This is a genomic window from Streptomyces sp. CA-135486 (assembly GCF_050936555.1).
Classification (GTDB): Bacteria; Actinomycetota; Actinomycetes; order Streptomycetales; family Streptomycetaceae; genus Streptomyces.
In genome coordinates, this window is sequence record NZ_JBNJMM010000001.1 from 1,133,283 (window position 1) to 1,151,320 (window position 18,038).

Below are 18,038 nucleotides of genomic sequence, written 5' to 3' on the forward strand. Positions count from 1 at the left end.
CGCCGTGCCTGACGTGTATGGCGCGGCTTCAGCGGGTCCGCACCTCGCGCGGCCTGCTCGCGTGGTTTCAGCATGGCAGCGTCACGCCCGGTCTGTGTTTGGCGCGGCCTGCTGCTCTCGTGCCACAGCAAGGTTGCTGCGGTGGCCCTGTCTCCGCGTCATGATGTGCGGCATGGCCACCCTCCTCCTCGCCCTCGCCATCGGATTCACCGGTCTCTACGCTGGCTTCCTGCTCACCTTCCGGATCGCGGTCATGCCCTCGCTCGCCCAGCTGACGGATGATCAGTTCCTCCCGGCCATGCGCCGCATCAACGAAGTTGTGCCGCGCCCCACCTTTCTGCTGATCTTCTTCGCCATCCTGGCGTTCCCGGCCGCGGCCCTCGCCGTACCGATCGACGGGCGCACGGACACCCAGCGGTGGCTGATCGTCGCGGGTCTGGTGTGTGCGGTGCTCAACCACCTCGTCACCATCGCCGGCAACATCCCGCTGAACACCGCCCTCGCCAAGGCGGAGAGCGACTCCTCGGCCGGCCCCGACAGTACGGTTCGCGCGGCCTTCGAGTCGCGGTGGAACGGCTTGCACCTGATCCGGACCCTGTTCATGCTCGCGTCGTTCGGGCTGCTGATCGCCGCAGCGTTCTAGCGGCCGTGCCGGGCGCGGCCGCGACTTGATCCGGCCATCGACGTATCCACCGGATGTTGGGCACACGACACCGGAATGTCGTGGAAGAGGGGCAGGTTCCGGGGGCAGCCCCCCGCCTCCACCGCCCCCGACCCCACCGCGATCGCGAGCGTGGCCATGCCCGAGACCCTCACCGTGCAACAGCAACAGAACCAACAACAGCACGAGCACCAGCAACAGCACGAGCACCAGCACCAGCACCAGGAGCAGCAACAGCGGCCGCCGGACCGCGTGCGGACCCTGGACCGCGTGCGGCGGCTGCCCGTCCGCAGGATCATCTGCTTCGTACCGTTCGTGCTGGTTGCCTTCTGGGCGGCCGGCAACTGGCCGCTCGTTGCCTCCGGCGTCGGCCGCCTGGCCGGAGCCGACCTCGGCTGGCTGCTCGTGGGGACCGCCTGCACCGGGCTGTGCTGGGTGGCGGCTTCCTGCGTACGCCAGGGGACGGTTGTGGAACGGCTGCCCGCCGGGCGGCTGCTGGCCTCGCAGTTCGCCGCCGGAGCCGCCAACCACCTGCTTCCCGCAGGACTCGGGGCGCATGTGGTCACGCTGCGCTTCCTGCGCGGCTGCGGCATCCCGCTGGACCGGTCGACGGCTTCGCTCGCCCTCTACACGCTGGTCGAGGCGGTCGCCAGGACCGGCCTGCTGGTGACTCTGCTGGTGGCGTACCCCGACGCACTGCGGCTCGACGAACTCGTGCCGCCCGGGCGCACCGTGCCGGCGGTCCTCACTGCCCTCCTCGTCGCTGCCGTCGTGATCGCCGCGGTGGCGACCGTGGTGCTCGCCGTGCAGCGGCTGCGCCGCATCGTCTTCGGCTTCCTGCGCACCGCCCTGACCGACGCGCGCGCCCTGCACAAACGGCCCGCCCGGGCACTGGCCCTCTGGGGCGGCGCGCTGGCCTTCCCGCTCCTTCAGGCCGGCGTGCTGGTCTGTGTCGCACTCGCGCTCGGGCTGCCGGTCTGGTGGCCGTACATCGTGATCGCCTACCTGGCGGCGAGCATCGCGGCCGGGTTCATCCCGGCCCCGGGCGGCATCGGCTCGGTCGAGCCCGCCCTCGCCGTCGCGCTCGTCACGGTGGGCGCGCCGCTCGTCGTCGCCACCGCCACGGTCCTCGGCTTCCGCTTCCTCACGGTGTGGCTGCCGCTGCTGCCCGGTGTGGCGGTGCTGGCCGCGCTGGTGCGATGGCGCGTCCTGTGAGCGGCGCGCTCCTGCCCAGCACCCACGGGCCGTTGCGGGTCCGGCCGTTGCGGGAAGCCTGACCCGAGTCCCCTCATCCCACGTGGATACGGGGCCGTCGCGCCGGATCCGGCTCCGTGCGGAGGACGGCGGCCTCGGCGCGTTCGGCACTCTCCGGCGCGGTCGCATCGGCGACGCGTGCATCACGGGCATCCGCGTATCCATCAGCGGACGCGCAACTCGCCGTGCTGACGCGCTCCTACCCGTAGTACTTCAGAGCCAGGCAGAAGGTGCGCTCCCCGGCGGGACGCCGACTACCAGGCGTGATCCATAACTTCGGTACCGGAAGCACGACATACATCCGGTACGGAAGGACCAACCTCCATGGCGTCCCGCCCGCGCAGCAGCAGCACGCGCAGCAGCCGTCTGCGCCGCGCCCTGCTCGCCGCGCTCGTCACCGCATCGGTGGCGGTGCCGGTTGCGGGTGCGGCCCGTCCCGCGGCCGTCCCGGCGCCCGCCCCGGCTGTCCTCGCCCCGCTGCGAGCCGCGACCCCCGCCGCCCTCGACGAGCGGTACGCCGCCACCCGCGACGACATCCGAGCCGCCGAGCGGATGGCCGCCGACGACGGCGACCGGAGGCGGGCCGCCGTGCTGCGCACCATGGCGGACCCGGTGCGCCACTTCCTCTCCTTCGACGGCCGCGACGGCGGCCGCACGGCCGAGGTCTTCGGCGACCTCTCCCGGGCGGAGCGGATCGCCGTGCTGGTCCCGGGCTCGGACACCAGCCTCGACAGATACGAACGTTTCCGGGCCGGCGCGGTGGCACTCCAGCAGGAGCTGGGCGGCAGGGCCGCCGTCGTCGCCTGGCTCGGCTACGAGACGCCGGGCACGGTGAGCCCCGAGGTGCTGACGCCGGGGCGGGCCGATGGCGCGGCCCCTCAACTCGACACTTTCGTAGGTGAGTTGAGTGCAGCACGGCCCGCCGCCCGGACTACGGTGCTCTGCCACTCCTATGGCTCGGTGGTCTGCGCCCTGGCCGCCTCGGGCCTGCGGGTCGCCGACATCGTCCTGTACGGCAGCCCCGGCACCGGCGCCGACGATGTCGCCGCGCTGCACACCCGAGCCACCGTCTGGGCGGGCCGGGGTGGCAACGACTGGATCGCCGACGTACCCCACACCACGCTCCAGCTGCCGTTCGTCACCGTCGGCCTGGGGGCCGACCCGGTGTCGAAGAAGTTCGGCGCCCGCATCTTCGACGCCGGTGACGGCGGCCACAGCGACTACCTCAGGCCCGGATCCGTATCGCTGGAGAACATCGCCCGGATCGTGAACGGACAGACCCCGGAGGCTCCCCGTGCGTGAGCTCGCCCGTTGGATCGACTCCGCCACCCCGCCCGACCGCGACCGCGCTGTCGATGCCCTGCGCGCCCTCGCCATCCTCGGCGTGGTGCTCGGCCACTGGCTGGTGACCGCCCTGGTCGCCGACAGCGGCACGGTGCATCCGGCCAGCCCGCTCCAGTACCGGCCCCAACTGGCCCCGATCTCCTGCGTGTTCCAGACGCTGGTGGTCTTCTTCCTGGTGGGCGGGCAGGTGGGCGCGAAGAGTTACGCGTCCGCCCGCGCCCGTGGCCAGACGTACAGCCGTTGGCTGGGCGCCCGGACGGGGCGGCTGTTCCGGCCGGTGGCCGCCGTGCTGGTCGTGTGGACCGTGGCGGCGGGCGCGATGCTCGCGTCCGGGGCGGGGTTCGAGACCGTATACGCACTGGTCAAGCTGGTGCTGTCCCCGCTCTGGTTCCTGCTGGTCTTCGCGGCGCTGACGGCGGCGACCCCGCTGGTGGCAAGGCTGCACCCGCTGTGGCCGCTCGCCGTGGTGCTCCATGTCGATCTGATCCGGTTCGGCCTGGACGGCACCTCTCGGTACGAATGGCTCGGCTGGATCAATGTGGCGGCCGGCTGGCTCGTCCCGTACTGCCTGGGCGCGGCCTGGGCCCGGGGCGCCCTGCGGATCCGTACATCCGGCTGGACGCTGCTGCTCGTCGGCGCCGCCACCACCAGCGCACTCGTCCTCTGGGCCGGCTACCCCGCGTCCATGGTCGGGGTGCCCGGCACCGGGATCTCCAACCTCAACCCGCCCACCCTGGCCGCCGTCACGTTCGGCCTCGCCCAGTGCGGGGCGGCCCTGCTGCTGCTCGGTCCGCTGCGGCGGGTGCTGCGGCGCCCTGCCGCATGGGCGGGGGTGGCGCTGGTGAACCTCTCCGCGATGACCGTCTTCCTCTGGCACCAGACCGCGATGATCGCGGTCACCGCCGTCGGCCTGCTCGCGGACACGGCCCTGCCCGGACTGCACACCGTTCCCGCAGGATCCGGCTGGGTGTTCGCCCGGCTGGCCTGGCTGCCGGTGTTCGCCGTGGCGCTGATGGTGTGCTGGGCGGCGTTCCACACGTACGAACACACGTACGAACAAGGGAAGCGAGGTCGCACCACGGTGGTGCGCGAACGGCGGCCCGCACGGACGACGGAGGTGCGGAATGCCTAGGGTTGACCACGTGAAGACGGGGGACACAGAGCGGTTGGCCGCCGCGGTGCGCTCGGTGCCGCGCGTCCTGCGCGCGGACCTGGGGACGCTGGCGCACGACCCGCTGCCGCGCCAGCGCTGGCTGGGCCGGCTGCCGCATGGCCATGCGGTGCTGTTCGCGGTGCTCATGGGCATGCTCATGATGTCCGAGTACGAGCAGGTGTACGCGTCGGCCCCGAAGTCCATGTGGCTGCTCGTCGTGCTCCAGGCGGCGTCCGTCCCCCTCGCGTTGTCCCGCCCGGTGCCCGCCTGGTGGCTGTCGACGATCGTGCTCTTCGTGACCGCGCAGGTCGCGGAGGACCGAGTCGGCCACGACATGGTGTGGCCCTGGAGCATCGGGGCGATCGCCCTGCACACCCTCGTGCTGCTCCTCCTCGCGCTACGGGTCCGCCCCCGGATCGCCTTCGAGGCACTGGGGATCACCTTCCTTTCGGGCCTGATCAACATGGTTCTCGCAGCCCATGCCCACAACCAGGTCCTCACGCGGGGCACCCTGGCCTTCGCGACCGCCGTGGTGGTCGGCGCCTCACTGCGCGTCAGCCGAGTGGCCCGGACGCGACTGGTCGAACAGGAAGTGCTCACCGCCGAGGAGCGGGCCCGGCGCACCCTCCTCGAGGAGCGCGGCCGGATCGCCCGCGAGCTGCACGATGTGGTCGCCCACCACATGTCGGTGATCTCCATCCAGGCGCAGGTCGCCCCGCACCTGGTGGAGAACCCTCCCGAGCAGCTGAAGGAGAACCTCGCGGGCATCCGCCAGAACGCCGTCGAGGCGCTGACCGAGCTGCGCCGGGTCCTTGGCGTGCTCCGGTCGGAGGACCCCTCGGCCGAGGGCGTACGGCACGCACCGCAGCCCACCCTCGACCGGCTGGCCGAACTGGTCGACAACGTACGAGGTGCCGGTCTCACGGTCACCACCGAGATCACGGGAGAGCCGCGCCCGCTGTCGCCCGGTGTGGAGCTGTCGGCGTTCCGCATCGTGCAGGAGGCGCTCAGCAACGTGATGCGGCACTCGCCCGGCGCTCAGGTGCGGGTGGCCATCGGACATCAGCCGTCCGGGGTCACGGTCCGGGTCACGAACGCCGCGCCGGCCCGGCCCGGCCCGCCCTCGCAGGGCGCCGGACACGGTCTCCTCGGCATGCGGGAACGCGCTGCCATGCTGGGCGGCGAACTGGCCAACGGGCGCACGCCGGACGGCGGTTACGAAGTGACCGCGATCCTCCCCGCCGACGCCCCCGAGCCAACCGCCCAAGCTGCCGGGGGAACCCCATGACGACCATCCGTGTCCTGATCGCCGACGACCAGATCATGGTCCGCCAGGGCTTCACGGTGCTGCTCAACGCCGAACCCGGCATCGAGGTGGCCGGCCAGGCCGTGGACGGCCTCGACGCCGTCGCCAAAGTCGCCGAACTCGCCCCCGACGTCGTCCTCATGGACATCCGGATGCCCGAACTCGGCGGCATCGAGGCGACCCGCCGCATCACCGGGCCCGGCGGGTCCGCCGCCAAGGTGCTCGTACTGACCACCTTCGACCTCGACGAGTATGTGTACGAGGCGCTGCGCGCGGGTGCGTCCGGGTTCCTTCTGAAGGACGCCTCGGCCGACGAACTCGCCCAGGCGGTCCGGGTGGTGGCGGCCGGTGACGCCCTCCTTTCCCCGAACATCACCAAGCGTCTGATCACCGAGTTCTCCCGGACGACCGGCGCTCCCCGTGCTCCGCTCAAGGAGCGCCTGGGCGATCTGACGGAACGCGAGACCGAGGTTTTGTCCCTGATCGCGCAGGGCCTGTCGAACGCGGAGATCGCCGGGCGGCTGGTGGTCGCGGAACAGACCGTGAAGTCCCATGTGAGCCGCATCCTGGTCAAGCTGGGCCTGCGCGACCGTACCCAGGCGGCGGTCTACGCGTACGAAGCGGGACTGGTGCGCCCGGCCGGATACTGAGCCCCCTGGTGTCCGCGGGTGGTCAGCCGGCGATGTCCGGCCGACTGCTGCTTCCCAGGTGGCCGTGACGGTTCAACGGGCCCCGTGCATGCCAACGGCCTGCCCGGACCGTGTCGGGGCAGGCCGTTGCTGCGTGGTTGGAAGACCAGTAAGTGGACTACATCCAGGCGGTGTACGGGTACGAGTCCGCCGCGCCGTACGACCGCTGCGCCAACGGGCTCGTCGCGACGCCCGTGCCCCGGAACCACCACAGCGCGCCGGCCTTGTCGCGCACGAGGAGCGCCCCCTTGCCGACGTCCGTGCCGTCGCCCGGCGCGATGATCGCGGTGTACGCGTTCCACCCGGTGGCCACCTTGATGCGGGGGGCGTACGGCTTCGCCGCGTCGCCGGTGCCCCGGTAGAGCCACAGCACGCCGGACGTGTCGCGGGCGAACAGGTCCGCGATGCCGTCCTTGGTGACGTCGATGCCGCCGGTCAGGGCGTTGTAGATGGTCCAGCCCGAGCCGACCCTGGTGCGCGCCGCGAACGGCTTCGACTCGATGCCCGTGCCCCGGTAGAGCCACAACACCCCGGCCCTGTCCCGGGCGATGAGGTCCGCGTGACCGTCACGGGTGACGTCGCCGGCGCCGCGCACGGAGCTGTAGACGCTCCAGCCGGTGCCCACGCGCACGCGGGGCTTGAACACGGCGGAGGTCCACTTCTTGCCCGACGTCGGGTAGTACCACAGGATGCCGGAAGGCTCCCGGGCGACGACGCCCCCGCCCCGGTTGTCCGTGCCGATCGGGGACAGCTTGGTCAGCGCGTCGAAGCCGTTCCAGCCCGAGCCGTGGTCCAGGCGCCAGCTCTTGAGAAGCGGCGGGAATTCCACCGGGAAGGTCTGGTGCGAGTAGAGCCGGCCCGCCGTGTCCCGGCCGAAGACGCGGTACGACATCTCCACCGGATTGTCGCTGAGCACCGAGAAGACGCTCATCGCCTTTGTCTTCTCGGTGCTGCCCGTCGCCTGGAACGAGGCGTGCGCTTCGACCTTCCACGCCTCGATGTCCGGAGCGGCGGCCAGGGAGTAGGTGAGAGTGCTCTCGCCCGCCCCGACGTCGCAGACCGCCAGGCGTTCCCCGTTCGGGTACGGCTCCTCGCGGCACGAGGCGTTCGAGCCGCCGTCGAGCGTGCCTCTACGGAGGTCGGCGGCCTCCGTGTAGACGTCCCAGAAGCGGTAGCCCTCGGCCGGCTCCATGAACAGCGTGAACCGGCCCTTCACCGGCACGTTCACCTTCACGGTGTGCGTGACCGAGCCGCCGGCGGCGACGTCCGGTGTGTCGAGCGTGATGGTGGGCGGCCCCGGGTCGACCGCCGGTGCGGCGTGCGCGACCCCACCGCCCGCCAGGAGCGCCGCTGCAGTCGCCGCCACGACGGCGAACCGCCGCCGGACGCGCCTGGAGTGTCGCTGCGTACGCATACGTCTCCTCTGCTCTTCCCCCGGCCCGGCGGCGGACCGCCGGGCCCTTGCACAGAAGAGACCTGCTGTTTGATCACATGGTTGTACGAATCAAGGCCGTGATACCCGGACAGCCTGCCTGGAGCAGCCCTGGCTGCACTTGCCTCCTGGCGCATGTCCGGCACATCGAGGTGCGAAGACGCGCCCGCTGCCCGCGACTCGCTGGAGTGCCCCTGATCAGCTAAAGGCCCTCCCATGAGGAGGGCCGAACCGTCGCACCGAATGTGCGCCCCGGCAGGACGGCTGCCATGCGCCGAGCGTGCGTTATGCCGAGCGTGCGCTATTGGGACACTCCGGTCAGCGGGGGCGTGCCGCGGCACAGCGCACGCACGTGCTCGCCGCCGGGCGTACCTCCAGACGTTCCGCCGGGATCGGCTCGCCGCACCCCTCACACCGCCCGTAGTCGCCTCGCTCCAGCCGTTCCAGCGCCCGATCCAGATCGGCCAGGTGCTCGCGCGCCTGTGCCAGCAACGAGGCGACATGGGCCCGCTCGAAGGCAGTACTCGACCCCTCCGGGTCGTGCTCGTCGTCGATCGCCACCAGCGCATTCGCTTCGACGATCCCGTCGAATTCACGCCTCAATGCCGCGATCTGCGCATTCGTGCCGGCCCGCTCGGCCGCCAGCCGCTCGCGGACGGACTCACGCTCGATCGGGGGGAAATCGGCATCAGAGGACGAATCGCTCACCATTGCGACAACCTGAGCACTCGGGTCGGCATTCCGCGCACCCCGCGCCTTGGGTGCCGAAAACCCTGTGCCGGCCCTTGCCGGATTGGGAAGCGGCGCACATCTGCAGTCCATGTGAGTGGGGGTGATCCCATGCTCCCAAGAAAGCGTCAGGTCACATCGGCCGCCGTATCTCGGCGCGGATGTCGAGTGTGAGCTGCGCCAGTTCGGCCAAGTCGATCGCCTCGGGCTTGTGCAAGCCGGGGAGCGTCAGCTCGACGGACACCTTGGTGTTGCCATCGGCCCACACGCACATAGGACTCGGCGCCCTGGTGTCGCCATCGGTGGTGACGAGCACCTGGCAGATGATCTTCACCGGGGCACCTGCCGGGGTCATGTCCTCGGCCGGGACCGCGATCGTCGTGCCGTCGGCCGTGGCGGGGCCACGCAGCATGCTGCCGCGCGCCTTGTCCGGGTCACGGATCTGTCCCCAACCACCGGTGACGGTAAGGGATTTGCCGTCGGTGGCGGTGTACTGGCCGCCTGCGCCGTGCGGATCGCGGAAGTTGCTGTCGGGGGACAGGCGGAATCCCTCATCCACCATCCAGCCCAGGCCGTCCACCCGCTGGTATTCGCCGTTCACCAGGGTCCTCGGCTCGGTGAGCCGGTACTCGGAGCGCGGAAACCCGTTGCTCGGACCGATCCTGATCACCGCGAACACGAGACCGCTGAGCAGGACGACGCCTGCGGCGACGATCGCGAGTACCTTGCGCCTTGCCCACCGCCGTCGCCGTACCCGGTTCCGGCGCGGTGGCGGAGCCGACTCGCGCAAGCCGGGCGGCTGTTGCGGCCGGGGCATGGTCATGACCGTCAAGGCTACCGACACGCGGCCGACCTCGGCCGCCACTCACACCATCAACTTCTGTCAGGACCTCTGAGTGTTTCGCTGTGAAGTTGATCGAGTTCCGTCATGCCGGCACGTCCGTCCAACGGGCGGTGCGCTGCTCTACGTCTGGGCCGATGCCCGATGGCTGCGCCGAGGCAGGTGACCTCTCGGCCGTTCGGGGCCCACGGGCCAACCGCGGGACTGGAAGCTGCGACCTCGTCCTTATCAGGCCGGTCCCCCAGCCCCGCTACGCCAGGGACGCAGCCGGTTCACCGGCCTCGGCAGTCGTGGAGAATCGGCCGTAACCGCCGGTGTTTTCTTTGACGGGCGAATCCAGGAGCCGAAGACCGCCCCGCCGGCAGCTGAGGCCTCGCGAAGACTTCGACACGTATTCGACGGGATGTTCGCCGCGGCTGGCGTTCGCCCGGGCCGCGCCGGACCTCGCTCGTGATCACCGAGAGCGGTCCGGTGCTTACGCGTCCGCTACGGCCGCCCCGCTAAAGTGCCCTTGACCAGCAAAAAGGCCCTCCCGGGAGGAGGGCCGAACCATCGCGCCGAATGTGCGCCCCCGGCAGGACTCGAACCTGCGGCCAAGCGCTTAGAAGGCGCCTGCTCTATCCACTGAGCTACGGGGGCCGGATCGTGGCCTCGGTGGCCTGGAGCCCGTGATGGGTGGTCCGTGACCTTGCCGGGGACAAGGATAGGGCTCCGATCGCCTTGACCCGGATGCTTCACCTGCGTGGCACGATGTGGAGGTTCGGTGAAGCGAACCGATAATCGCAGGCAGGTGCGATTCCTGCACCGCTTTTGACGCCTCGCGTCTCGGGTGTTGTGCACTCGTTATGCCTGCGCCCCACTCGTCCCGTCTGTCCCGTCCGTTCGACCGGCGCGCAGAGAGTGCCATACGCTTCAAAATCCCACCAGAATTGGGCATTCTTCGCATGTGGTGACCTTGGATGCACGGCCTCAGCTGATTGACGCACTATCCGCCCTCCGCGACCGTGTCGCCGCCGTGCGTCTGCCTCTCCCCCTTCCCGGTGCTCCGCGTGCCCGGCAGACACGTGATGAGCTGCTCGCACAGCTCGACGACTATCTCGTGCCCCGGCTCAAGGAGCCCGAAGCACCCCTGCTCGCGGTTGTCGGCGGGTCCACCGGGGCCGGGAAGTCGACGCTCGTCAATTCCCTTGTGGGCCGACGGGTCAGCGAGGCCGGGGTGCTGCGGCCCACCACGCGGATTCCCGTGCTCGTGTGCCATCCGGACGATCACCACTGGTTCGCGGGGATGCGGGTGCTGCCTCAGCTCACCCGCGTGTGGCTGCCGCAGCAGGACGAGACCCAGGCGCCGGAGGACGGCGGGCGCGAGGCCGGGGAGGAGGGATCGTTGCGGATCGAGACCGCCGCCACGCTGCCCCGCGGGCTTGCTCTGCTCGACGCGCCCGATATCGACTCGCTCGTCGTCGAGAACCGGCTGCTTGCCGCCGAGTTGATCTGCGCCGCCGACGTCTGGGTGATGGTGACGACGGCCTCGCGGTACGCGGACGCCGTGCCGTGGCATCTGCTGCGTACTGCGAAGCAGTACGACGCCACCCTGGTCACGGTGCTTGACAGGGTGCCGCATCAGGTCGTCGAGGATGTCTCGCGGCAGTACGGGGCGCTGCTGACCAAGGCCGGGCTCGGCGAGGTGCCGCGGTTCACGATCCCGGAGCTGCCGGAGTCTGCGGGCGGCGGCAGCGGGCTGCTGCCCACCACGGCCGTGGCACCGCTGTTCGCCTGGCTGGCCCACCGGGTGCAGGATCCGGCGGCCAGGCAGCAGGCCCTGGGGCGTACGGCCGCGGGCGTGATCGACTCGCTCAATGCACGGATGCCCGAGCTCGCGGCGGCCGTGGCCGGGCAGTACGCCGCGGCGCTGCGGCTGACGGCCGCGGTCGAGGAGTCGTACGAGAAGGAGCGCGAGCGGGTTCGCAGGCAGCTTCGGTCGGGCGCGGTCCTCGCCGGGGACGCCCGGACCCGTTGGCGCGGCTTTCCGCGTGACAGTTCCGCGGGCGAGGTGCTGGACTCCCTGGTCGGCAGCCTGTCCGCGCTGCTGCAGTGCGCCGTCGCCGCCGCCGACGAGCGCGTGCAGGAGGCCTGGCGGCGGGAGCCGGCCGCCGGGGCGGTCGTCGCACAGGGGCGGCTCGATCTGGAGGCGGCGGAGCGGATCGGGATCGCCGTACGCCGCTGGCGGCGGGAGTTGGAGGAGCTCGCCGACGAAGAGGCTCGGCGGCCGGAGCGGACCGTGGCGCCCGACCCCGAGACGTTGGCCGCTCTGGTCGCGGCCGTGCTGCTCGGCGGGCGGCGGGCCAGCGGCGCGGGGGAGCGGCTCGCCGAGCGGATCGGGGCGTTGGGTGCGCTGCGGCTGCGTGACAAGGGCGGCGAGCTCATGGCGACGTACATCGACGGCGTACTGCACAGCGAGCGCGACCGCCGTCTCGCGCCCCTCGACGCACTGGAAGTGACCCCCGAGCCACAGGCCGAGCTGATCGCCGCGCTGTCCGTACTGCAGAAGGAGAGGTGACGGCGGTGACCGCCATCACTGACGACGAGAACGAGACCGGCGACCACTGGGACGACGGGCTGATCGCCCGCCGGGCAGGCGGCGCGGACGCCAAGGCGGCGCAGGAGGACGAGGAGGAGACGGAGGCCAAGGAGGAGGACGAGCCGATCGGCGGGGCGTACGTCGGCCCGCTGCGGGTACGCCTCGACGCGCTGCGCGAACTCGTCGGCCTCTCACGGACCCGGCTGGACGGGAAGACCCTCGCCGAGGCGGGCCGGGTCCTCGACGAGGCCGCCGCCCGCCAGCGGCTGTCCTCGCGGCACACCGTCGTCGCCATCGCGGGCGCAACCGGAAGCGGGAAGTCCACGCTCTTCAACGCACTCGCCCAGGTGCCCATCTCGGAAACCGGGCTGCGCAGGCCCACCACCACAGGACCGATCGCCTGCGCCTGGTCGGAGGGCGCGGCCGGGCTGCTCGACCGGCTCGCCATCCCGCCACGCCTGCGGCGCAGGCCCCTGGCGGGCGGCGACGAGGAACTGTCCGGCCTCGTGATGGTCGATCTGCCCGATCACGACTCGGCGGTGGTCAGGCACCGGGAGCAGGTGGACCGGGTGGTGGCGCTGGTGGACGCGGTGATCTGGGTGGTCGACCCGGAGAAGTACGCGGACGCCGCACTGCACGAGCGGTATCTGCGGCCGCTCGCCGGGCATGCGGAGATCACCTTCGTGGTGCTCAACCAGGTGGACCGGCTGCCCGGCGAGGCCGCCGACCAGGTGCTCGACGATCTGCGCCGGCTCCTCGACGAGGACGGAATCGCCCTTGGTGAACACGGCGATCCGGGTGCCACCGTGCTCGCGCTCTCCGCGCTCACGGGGGAGGGCGTTGACGAACTGCGCGACCTGATCGGGAAGTTCGTACAGGAGCGTGATGCCGCCGCGCGGCGCCTGTCCGCCGATGTGGACGCGGCCGCGGCGAAGCTCCGCTCTGTGTACGTCGCCGACGGGCGCACCGGTCTCGGTGAGCGCTCGCGCGAGGACTTCGCGGCGCGGCTGGCGGAGGCGATCGGCGCGAAGGCGGCCGGTGAGACGGCGGAGCGCGAGTGGCGCAGGCACGCGAGCCGGGCGTGCGGAACGCCGTGGCTGCGGCTGTGGCGCTGGTACGAGGGCAAGGGCCTGCCGGGGAAGTCCGTGGCTGGGGCCGCGGTGCCGGTGGAGGACGAGCTCACCGCGCGGCAACGGGTCGAGCAGGCGGTGCGTACGGTCGCGGACGAGGCGGCCGCGGGGCTGCCGGCGCCGTGGGCGCAGGCGGTGCGCGAGGCGGCGGTGCGGGGGGCCGAGGGGCTGCCGGAGGCGCTGGACGGGCTGGCGGTGCGCGAGGCGGCGGTGACGCGCGGGCGACCGCTGCGGCCGGCATGGTGGCCGGCCGCGGTACTGGCCCAGGCGTCGATGACGCTGCTTCAGATCTACGGCGGGCTGTGGCTGGTCGGCCAGATCATCGGCGTACTGGAGCCGGGGCTGCTGTTTCCGGCGATGCTGATGCTCGCGGGGATCGTGGGCGGGCCGCTGGTGGAATGGGCGTGCGCGGCGGCCGCTCGGGGGCCGGCGCGGCGGTACGGGCAGGATGCGCAGCGGCGGTTGCAGGAAGCCGCGGCCGGGTGCGGGCGTGCGAAGGTGCTCGATCCGATCGCGGGGGAGCTCATGCGTTACCGGGAAGTTCGGGAGCAGTACGCGACGGTGTCGGGGAAGGCGGGGGCGAGCGTCGGCCCGAGGCCCGGAATTGGCGGGGGCGGGACGGTACGGCTGCTGGGGTGACGGAGTTGTCCACAGCAGCGCTGTCGTCCACAGGCGTCAGCGGGTTCTTCCCGTCCGGTCCAGCATGGAGATCGGTCAGTACGGACTGGCCGAGGCAACCGGACGGGGAGGTGGCCGTCGTGAACGACACGATGGTGACGGTGGTGGGCAATGTCGCCACGAATGTGGAGTACCGGGAGACGGCGACAGGCGGGGTGGCGCGATTCCGTTTCGCGGTGACGCCGCGACGGTTCGACCGACAGAGCGGAAGCTGGACGGACGGACACACCAGCTTCTACACGGTGGTCGCCTGGCGCTCCCTCGCCATGAATCTCGCCGGATCGGTCTCGGTCGGTGAACCTCTTCTCGTTCATGGGCGGTTGAAGGTGCGCGAGGAGGAACGGGACGGGCAGCGCAGAACGTCGGCCGAGATCGACGCGGTGGCGGTGGGGCACGATCTGACGCGCGGGACCGCGGCATTTCGCCGCGTGGTGAAGGCAGAAGCGAATCTGAGTGCGCGTCCGGCGGAACGCCCTGTTGAACGGACCCACGCGGAACGGACCGCGGAACGGGCAGCCGGGGAACGGGCAGCCGGGGAACGGACCGTGCAAAGCGCCTGGGAACGTCACGCTGAGCGTCCCTCAGAGCACCCTGCGGGACATTCCGAGCAGGCGCGTACGGCACCGACACCCGTGGGCTGACCTGGAGTTGTGGTGATTTGTCGAGTCGGAAGAGTGGGAACGGCGATGGCCGGACAGTTCGCGATAACGATTCCGAGTCGGAATGGTTGTCTGACGGTATGACGGGGGACTGGGGTGCGCGGCATCTCTAGGATTTCCGCGTACTCACGGGGCACTTGAGTCTGCTGGCGAGGCACTCCCCCCACGCGTCACACGCGAATACGGCCTCGCCCGGAGGGGAATTCTGTGTTTGCTGTGTTCTCTGCGTCAGCCGTACGCAGGCGGGGCGCTGCTCGTCGGCTCACTGGCGCGGCGTTGATGTCGGGCCTCATCGCGATGGGCTCCATGGCCGGCGCGGGAGTGGCCGCCGCCGCCGACGACGTCCAGCACCCGGGTGGCGCAGTTGCCACTCTCGACGGGCTGAAGACCTTCGACCGGGCCGTGCTCCGCACGAAGGGCAAGACTCACGAAATACCCGCCGGGGTGTTCGAGATGACCGTCGACGGCGGCGGCAGGCTGAAGACGTACTGCATCGACATCCACAACCCGACCCAGGACCAGGCCAAGTACCTGGAGACCCCCTGGAACCAGACGTCGCTGGGCGGCAACAAGGACGCGGGCAAGATCCGCTGGATCCTGCAGCACTCCTACCCCCAGGTCGACGACCTGGCTGCGCTGGCCAAGGAAGCGGGCACCGGGCCGCTCTCCGAGCGGACCGCCGCGGCGGGCACTCAGGTGGCCATCTGGCGGTACTCGGACGACGCGGACGTCGATGCGCTCGACCCGGCCGCGGAGAAGCTGGCGGACTGGCTGGAGAAGGAGGCCAAGGACGCAGCCGAACCGAGGGCCTCGCTCAGCCTGGAGGGGAACGCGGTCTCCGGCAAGGCGGGCGGCAGGCTCGGCCCCGTCACGGTCCGCACCGACGCGGGGCAGGTCACGGTGACCCCGCCCGCGGACGTGGCCGCCAGCGGAGTCAAGATCACCGACGCGGCGGGCAGGCCCCTGACCGCCGTCGTCAACGGCGCTCAGCTGTACTTCGACGTCCCGGCCGGTGCCGCGGACGGCTCGGCCACGCTGACCGCGCAGGCCACCACCTCCGTCCCGGTGGGCCGGGCGTTCGCCGGGGTGACCAAGAGCCAGACCCAGATCCTGGCCGGCTCCAGCGAGTCCACAGTCTCCGCGAGCGCGACGGCCACCTGGGCGAAGGCGGGCGCGATACCGGCGCTCTCGGCGAAGAAGAACTGCGCGGGGGGCGGCGTGGACATCACCGCCGGCAACAAGGGCGACGCTGCGTTCACCTTCGAGCTGACGGGCTTCAAGCACACGATCCCGGCCGGTGCGTCCCGGACGGTTACCATCCCGGTCGCCGAGGACCAGGCGTACGACTTCACGATCACAAGGCCCGACGGCTTCAAGAAGACCTTCAAGGGCGTCCTCGACTGCAAGACCAAGGGCACCGCGGGCCCGGACATCCCCTCGTCCCAGCCCAGCCCGGCGTCGGCCGGCGGCACCTCCGGCGGCCTCGAGGGCGACCTTGCCGAGACGGGCAGCTCCAGCGCCACCCCGATGATCGCGGGCATAGCGGTCGCGCTCGTCGTGATCGGCGGCGGCGCGGTCTTCTTCCTGCGCAAGAAGAAGCCGGCAGCCACCGAGGAGTGAGCGCACGTGAGCGCAATGTGACGCTGCGCTCAGGACGGCCCCGGTATGCCTGCGCCTGGCCGGGGCCGTTTCATGCCGCCTGGGCCCTCTGCGGGCCCTCTGCGGGCCCTCTGCGGGCCGTCGGAGGGCCGCCAAGGGTGACCAACGACGACCAACGTCAACTAGAGGGACCGGTGCGATCGCCGGTTGCAGGCCAGATCGGAGCCGCTGACAGTACTGGTTTCCATCGAGGGATGGACGTACGGCAAGATGGGGTGTATCTGCCCACCCACTTCTTGCCGGACGGTTTCTCTTGGCTGAGTACATCTACACGATGCGCAAGACGCGCAAGGCGCACGGCGACAAGGTCATCCTCGATGACGTGACGCTGAGCTTCCTGCCCGGTGCGAAGATCGGTGTGGTCGGCCCCAACGGCGCCGGTAAGTCCACCGTGCTGAAGATCATGGCCGGTCTGGAGCAGCCCTCCAACGGTGACGCGTTCCTCTCGCCCGGGTACACCGTCGGCATCCTGTTGCAGGAGCCGCCGCTCGACGAGTCCAAGACCGTTTTGGAGAACGTCGAGGACGGCGTCCGCGAGGTCAAGAGCAAGCTGGACCGGTTCAACGAGATCGCCGAGGAGATGGCGACCGAGTACACCGACGCGCTGATGGAGGAGATGGGCAAGCTCCAGGAGGAGCTCGACCACTCCAACGCCTGGGACCTCGACGCCCAGCTGGAGCAGGCCATGGACGCGCTGGGCTGCCCGCCCGGCGACTGGCCCGTCACCACCCTCTCCGGTGGTGAGAAGCGCCGCGTCGCCCTGTGCAAGCTGCTGCTCGAGGCCCCCGACCTGCTGCTCCTCGACGAGCCCACCAACCACCTGGACGCCGAGTCCGTGCAGTGGCTGGAGGCGCACCTCGCCAAGTACCCCGGCACCGTCGTCGCCATCACCCACGACCGGTACTTCCTCGACAACGTAGCCGAGTGGATCCTGGAGCTCGACCGCGGCCGTGCCCACCCCTACGAGGGCAACTACTCCACCTACTTGGAGAACAAGTCCTCGCGTCTCAAGGTCGAGGGTGCGAAGGACGCGAAGCGCCAGAAGCGCCTGAAGGAAGAGCTCGAGTGGGTCCGCTCCAACGCGAAGGGGCGGCAGGCCAAGTCCAAGGCCCGTCTCGCCCGTTACGAGGAGATGGCCGCCGAGGCCGACAAGATGCGGAAGCTGGACTTCGAGGAGATCCAGATCCCGCCGGGCCCCCGGCTGGGCAGTGTCGTCGTCGAGGTCGAGAACCTCTCCAAGGCCTTCGGCGACAAGGTCCTCATCGACGACCTCTCCTTCTCGCTGCCGCGGAACGGAATCGTCGGTGTGATCGGTCCGAACGGCGCCGGCAAGACCACGCTGTTCAAGATGATCCAGGGCCTGGAGCAGGCCGACTCCGGTGCGATCAAGGTCGGCGAGACCGTCAAGATCTCGTACGTCGACCAGAGCCGCGCCAACATCGACCCCAAGAAGACCCTGTGGGCCGTTGTCTCCGACGAGCTCGACTACATCAACGTCGGCCAGGTCGAGATGCCGTCCCGCGCCTATGTGTCGGCGTTCGGCTTCAAGGGCCCGGATCAGCAGAAGCCGGCCGGCGTCCTGTCCGGCGGTGAGCGCAACCGCCTCAACCTGGCGCTCACCCTGAAGCAGGGCGGCAACCTGCTGCTCCTCGACGAGCCCACCAACGACCTCGACGTCGAGACGCTCTCCTCCCTGGAGAACGCCCTGCTCGAGTTCCCCGGTGCGGCCGTGGTCGTCTCCCACGACCGTTGGTTCCTCGACCGCGTCGCCACCCACATCCTGGCGTACGAGGGCGACTCCAAGTGGTTCTGGTTCGAGGGCAACTTCGAGTCGTACGAGAAGAACAAGGTCGAGCGGCTCGGCCCGGACGCGGCCCGTCCGCACCGTGCCACCTACAAGAAGCTCACCCGGGGCTGAGGTTCAC

Annotated in this window: 14 protein-coding genes and 1 tRNA gene; 11 read left to right on the plus strand and 4 right to left on the minus strand. The window is 70.7% G+C overall.

Features of this window, described 5'->3' with window-relative positions; genetic code table 11:
- The first annotated feature begins 172 nt into the window (after positions 1 to 172).
- The 6 genes from ACQEVG_RS05160 to ACQEVG_RS05185 all read left to right on the plus strand — a co-directional run bounded on the left by ACQEVG_RS05160 (position 173) and on the right by ACQEVG_RS05185 (position 6,368).
- The gene (locus ACQEVG_RS05160; protein WP_432977674.1) at positions 173 to 643 is read left to right on the plus strand and encodes a DUF1772 domain-containing protein; all 471 of its coding nucleotides are present in this window, start codon (positions 173 to 175) and stop codon (positions 641 to 643) included.
- Between the two features lie 75 nt (positions 644 to 718).
- On the plus strand, positions 719 to 1,876 hold the full coding sequence (locus ACQEVG_RS05165) for a lysylphosphatidylglycerol synthase transmembrane domain-containing protein (RefSeq protein ID WP_432977677.1): 1,158 nt from the start codon (positions 719 to 721) through the stop codon (positions 1,874 to 1,876).
- Positions 1,877 to 2,239: 363 nt separating this feature from the next.
- Positions 2,240 to 3,217, plus strand: a complete 978-nt coding sequence (locus ACQEVG_RS05170) for an alpha/beta hydrolase (protein ID WP_432977680.1) — start codon at positions 2,240 to 2,242, stop codon at positions 3,215 to 3,217.
- A complete protein-coding gene (locus ACQEVG_RS05175; protein ID WP_432977683.1) occupies positions 3,210 to 4,391 on the plus strand; it encodes an acyltransferase family protein in 1,182 nt (393 codons plus the stop codon). Before ACQEVG_RS05170 ends, ACQEVG_RS05175 begins: the two co-directional genes overlap by 8 nt.
- Entirely contained in the window at positions 4,384 to 5,700 is a 1,317-nt protein-coding gene (locus ACQEVG_RS05180; protein ID WP_432977686.1) for a sensor histidine kinase, read from the plus strand. Before ACQEVG_RS05175 ends, ACQEVG_RS05180 begins: the two co-directional genes overlap by 8 nt.
- On the plus strand, positions 5,697 to 6,368 hold the full coding sequence (locus tag ACQEVG_RS05185) for a response regulator (RefSeq protein ID WP_432977689.1): 672 nt from the start codon (positions 5,697 to 5,699) through the stop codon (positions 6,366 to 6,368). Before ACQEVG_RS05180 ends, ACQEVG_RS05185 begins: the two co-directional genes overlap by 4 nt.
- Positions 6,369 to 6,525: 157 nt before the next feature.
- Here ACQEVG_RS05185 and ACQEVG_RS05190 read toward each other — a convergent pair whose 3' ends face one another.
- The 4 genes from ACQEVG_RS05190 to ACQEVG_RS05205 all read right to left on the minus strand — a co-directional run bounded on the left by ACQEVG_RS05190 (position 6,526) and on the right by ACQEVG_RS05205 (position 10,048).
- The gene (locus ACQEVG_RS05190) at positions 6,526 to 7,821 is read right to left on the minus strand and encodes an FG-GAP repeat domain-containing protein (RefSeq protein ID WP_432977692.1); all 1,296 of its coding nucleotides are present in this window, start codon (positions 7,819 to 7,821) and stop codon (positions 6,526 to 6,528) included.
- A gap of 336 nt (positions 7,822 to 8,157) precedes the next feature.
- A complete protein-coding gene (locus ACQEVG_RS05195) occupies positions 8,158 to 8,550 on the minus strand; it encodes a TraR/DksA family transcriptional regulator (RefSeq protein WP_432977695.1) in 393 nt (130 codons plus the stop codon).
- Between the two features lie 151 nt (positions 8,551 to 8,701).
- A complete protein-coding gene (locus ACQEVG_RS05200; RefSeq protein WP_432977698.1) occupies positions 8,702 to 9,391 on the minus strand; it encodes a hypothetical protein in 690 nt (229 codons plus the stop codon).
- 584 nt (positions 9,392 to 9,975) lie between these two features.
- Positions 9,976 to 10,048, minus strand: a tRNA-Arg gene (locus ACQEVG_RS05205).
- 307 nt (positions 10,049 to 10,355) lie between these two features.
- Here ACQEVG_RS05205 and ACQEVG_RS05210 point away from each other — a divergent pair.
- The 5 genes from ACQEVG_RS05210 (at position 10,356) to ettA (ending at position 18,031) form a co-directional block, all read left to right on the plus strand.
- The gene (locus tag ACQEVG_RS05210) at positions 10,356 to 11,966 is read left to right on the plus strand and encodes a dynamin family protein (protein WP_432977701.1); all 1,611 of its coding nucleotides are present in this window, start codon (positions 10,356 to 10,358) and stop codon (positions 11,964 to 11,966) included.
- Between the two features lie 5 nt (positions 11,967 to 11,971).
- Positions 11,972 to 13,756: a GTPase gene (locus tag ACQEVG_RS05215; protein ID WP_432977704.1), complete on the plus strand. Its 1,785-nt coding sequence runs from the start codon at positions 11,972 to 11,974 to the stop codon at positions 13,754 to 13,756.
- Between the two features lie 119 nt (positions 13,757 to 13,875).
- Entirely contained in the window at positions 13,876 to 14,436 is a 561-nt protein-coding gene (locus ACQEVG_RS05220; RefSeq protein WP_432977707.1) for a single-stranded DNA-binding protein, read from the plus strand.
- A gap of 225 nt (positions 14,437 to 14,661) precedes the next feature.
- Complete coding sequence (locus ACQEVG_RS05225; RefSeq protein WP_432977710.1) at positions 14,662 to 16,074, plus strand: LAETG motif-containing sortase-dependent surface protein; 1,413 nt, start codon at positions 14,662 to 14,664, stop codon at positions 16,072 to 16,074.
- Between the two features lie 292 nt (positions 16,075 to 16,366).
- Positions 16,367 to 18,031, plus strand: coding sequence for an energy-dependent translational throttle protein EttA (gene ettA / locus ACQEVG_RS05230; protein WP_432977713.1), 1,665 nt, complete (start codon positions 16,367 to 16,369; stop codon positions 18,029 to 18,031).
- Positions 18,032 to 18,038: the final 7 nt, after the last annotated feature.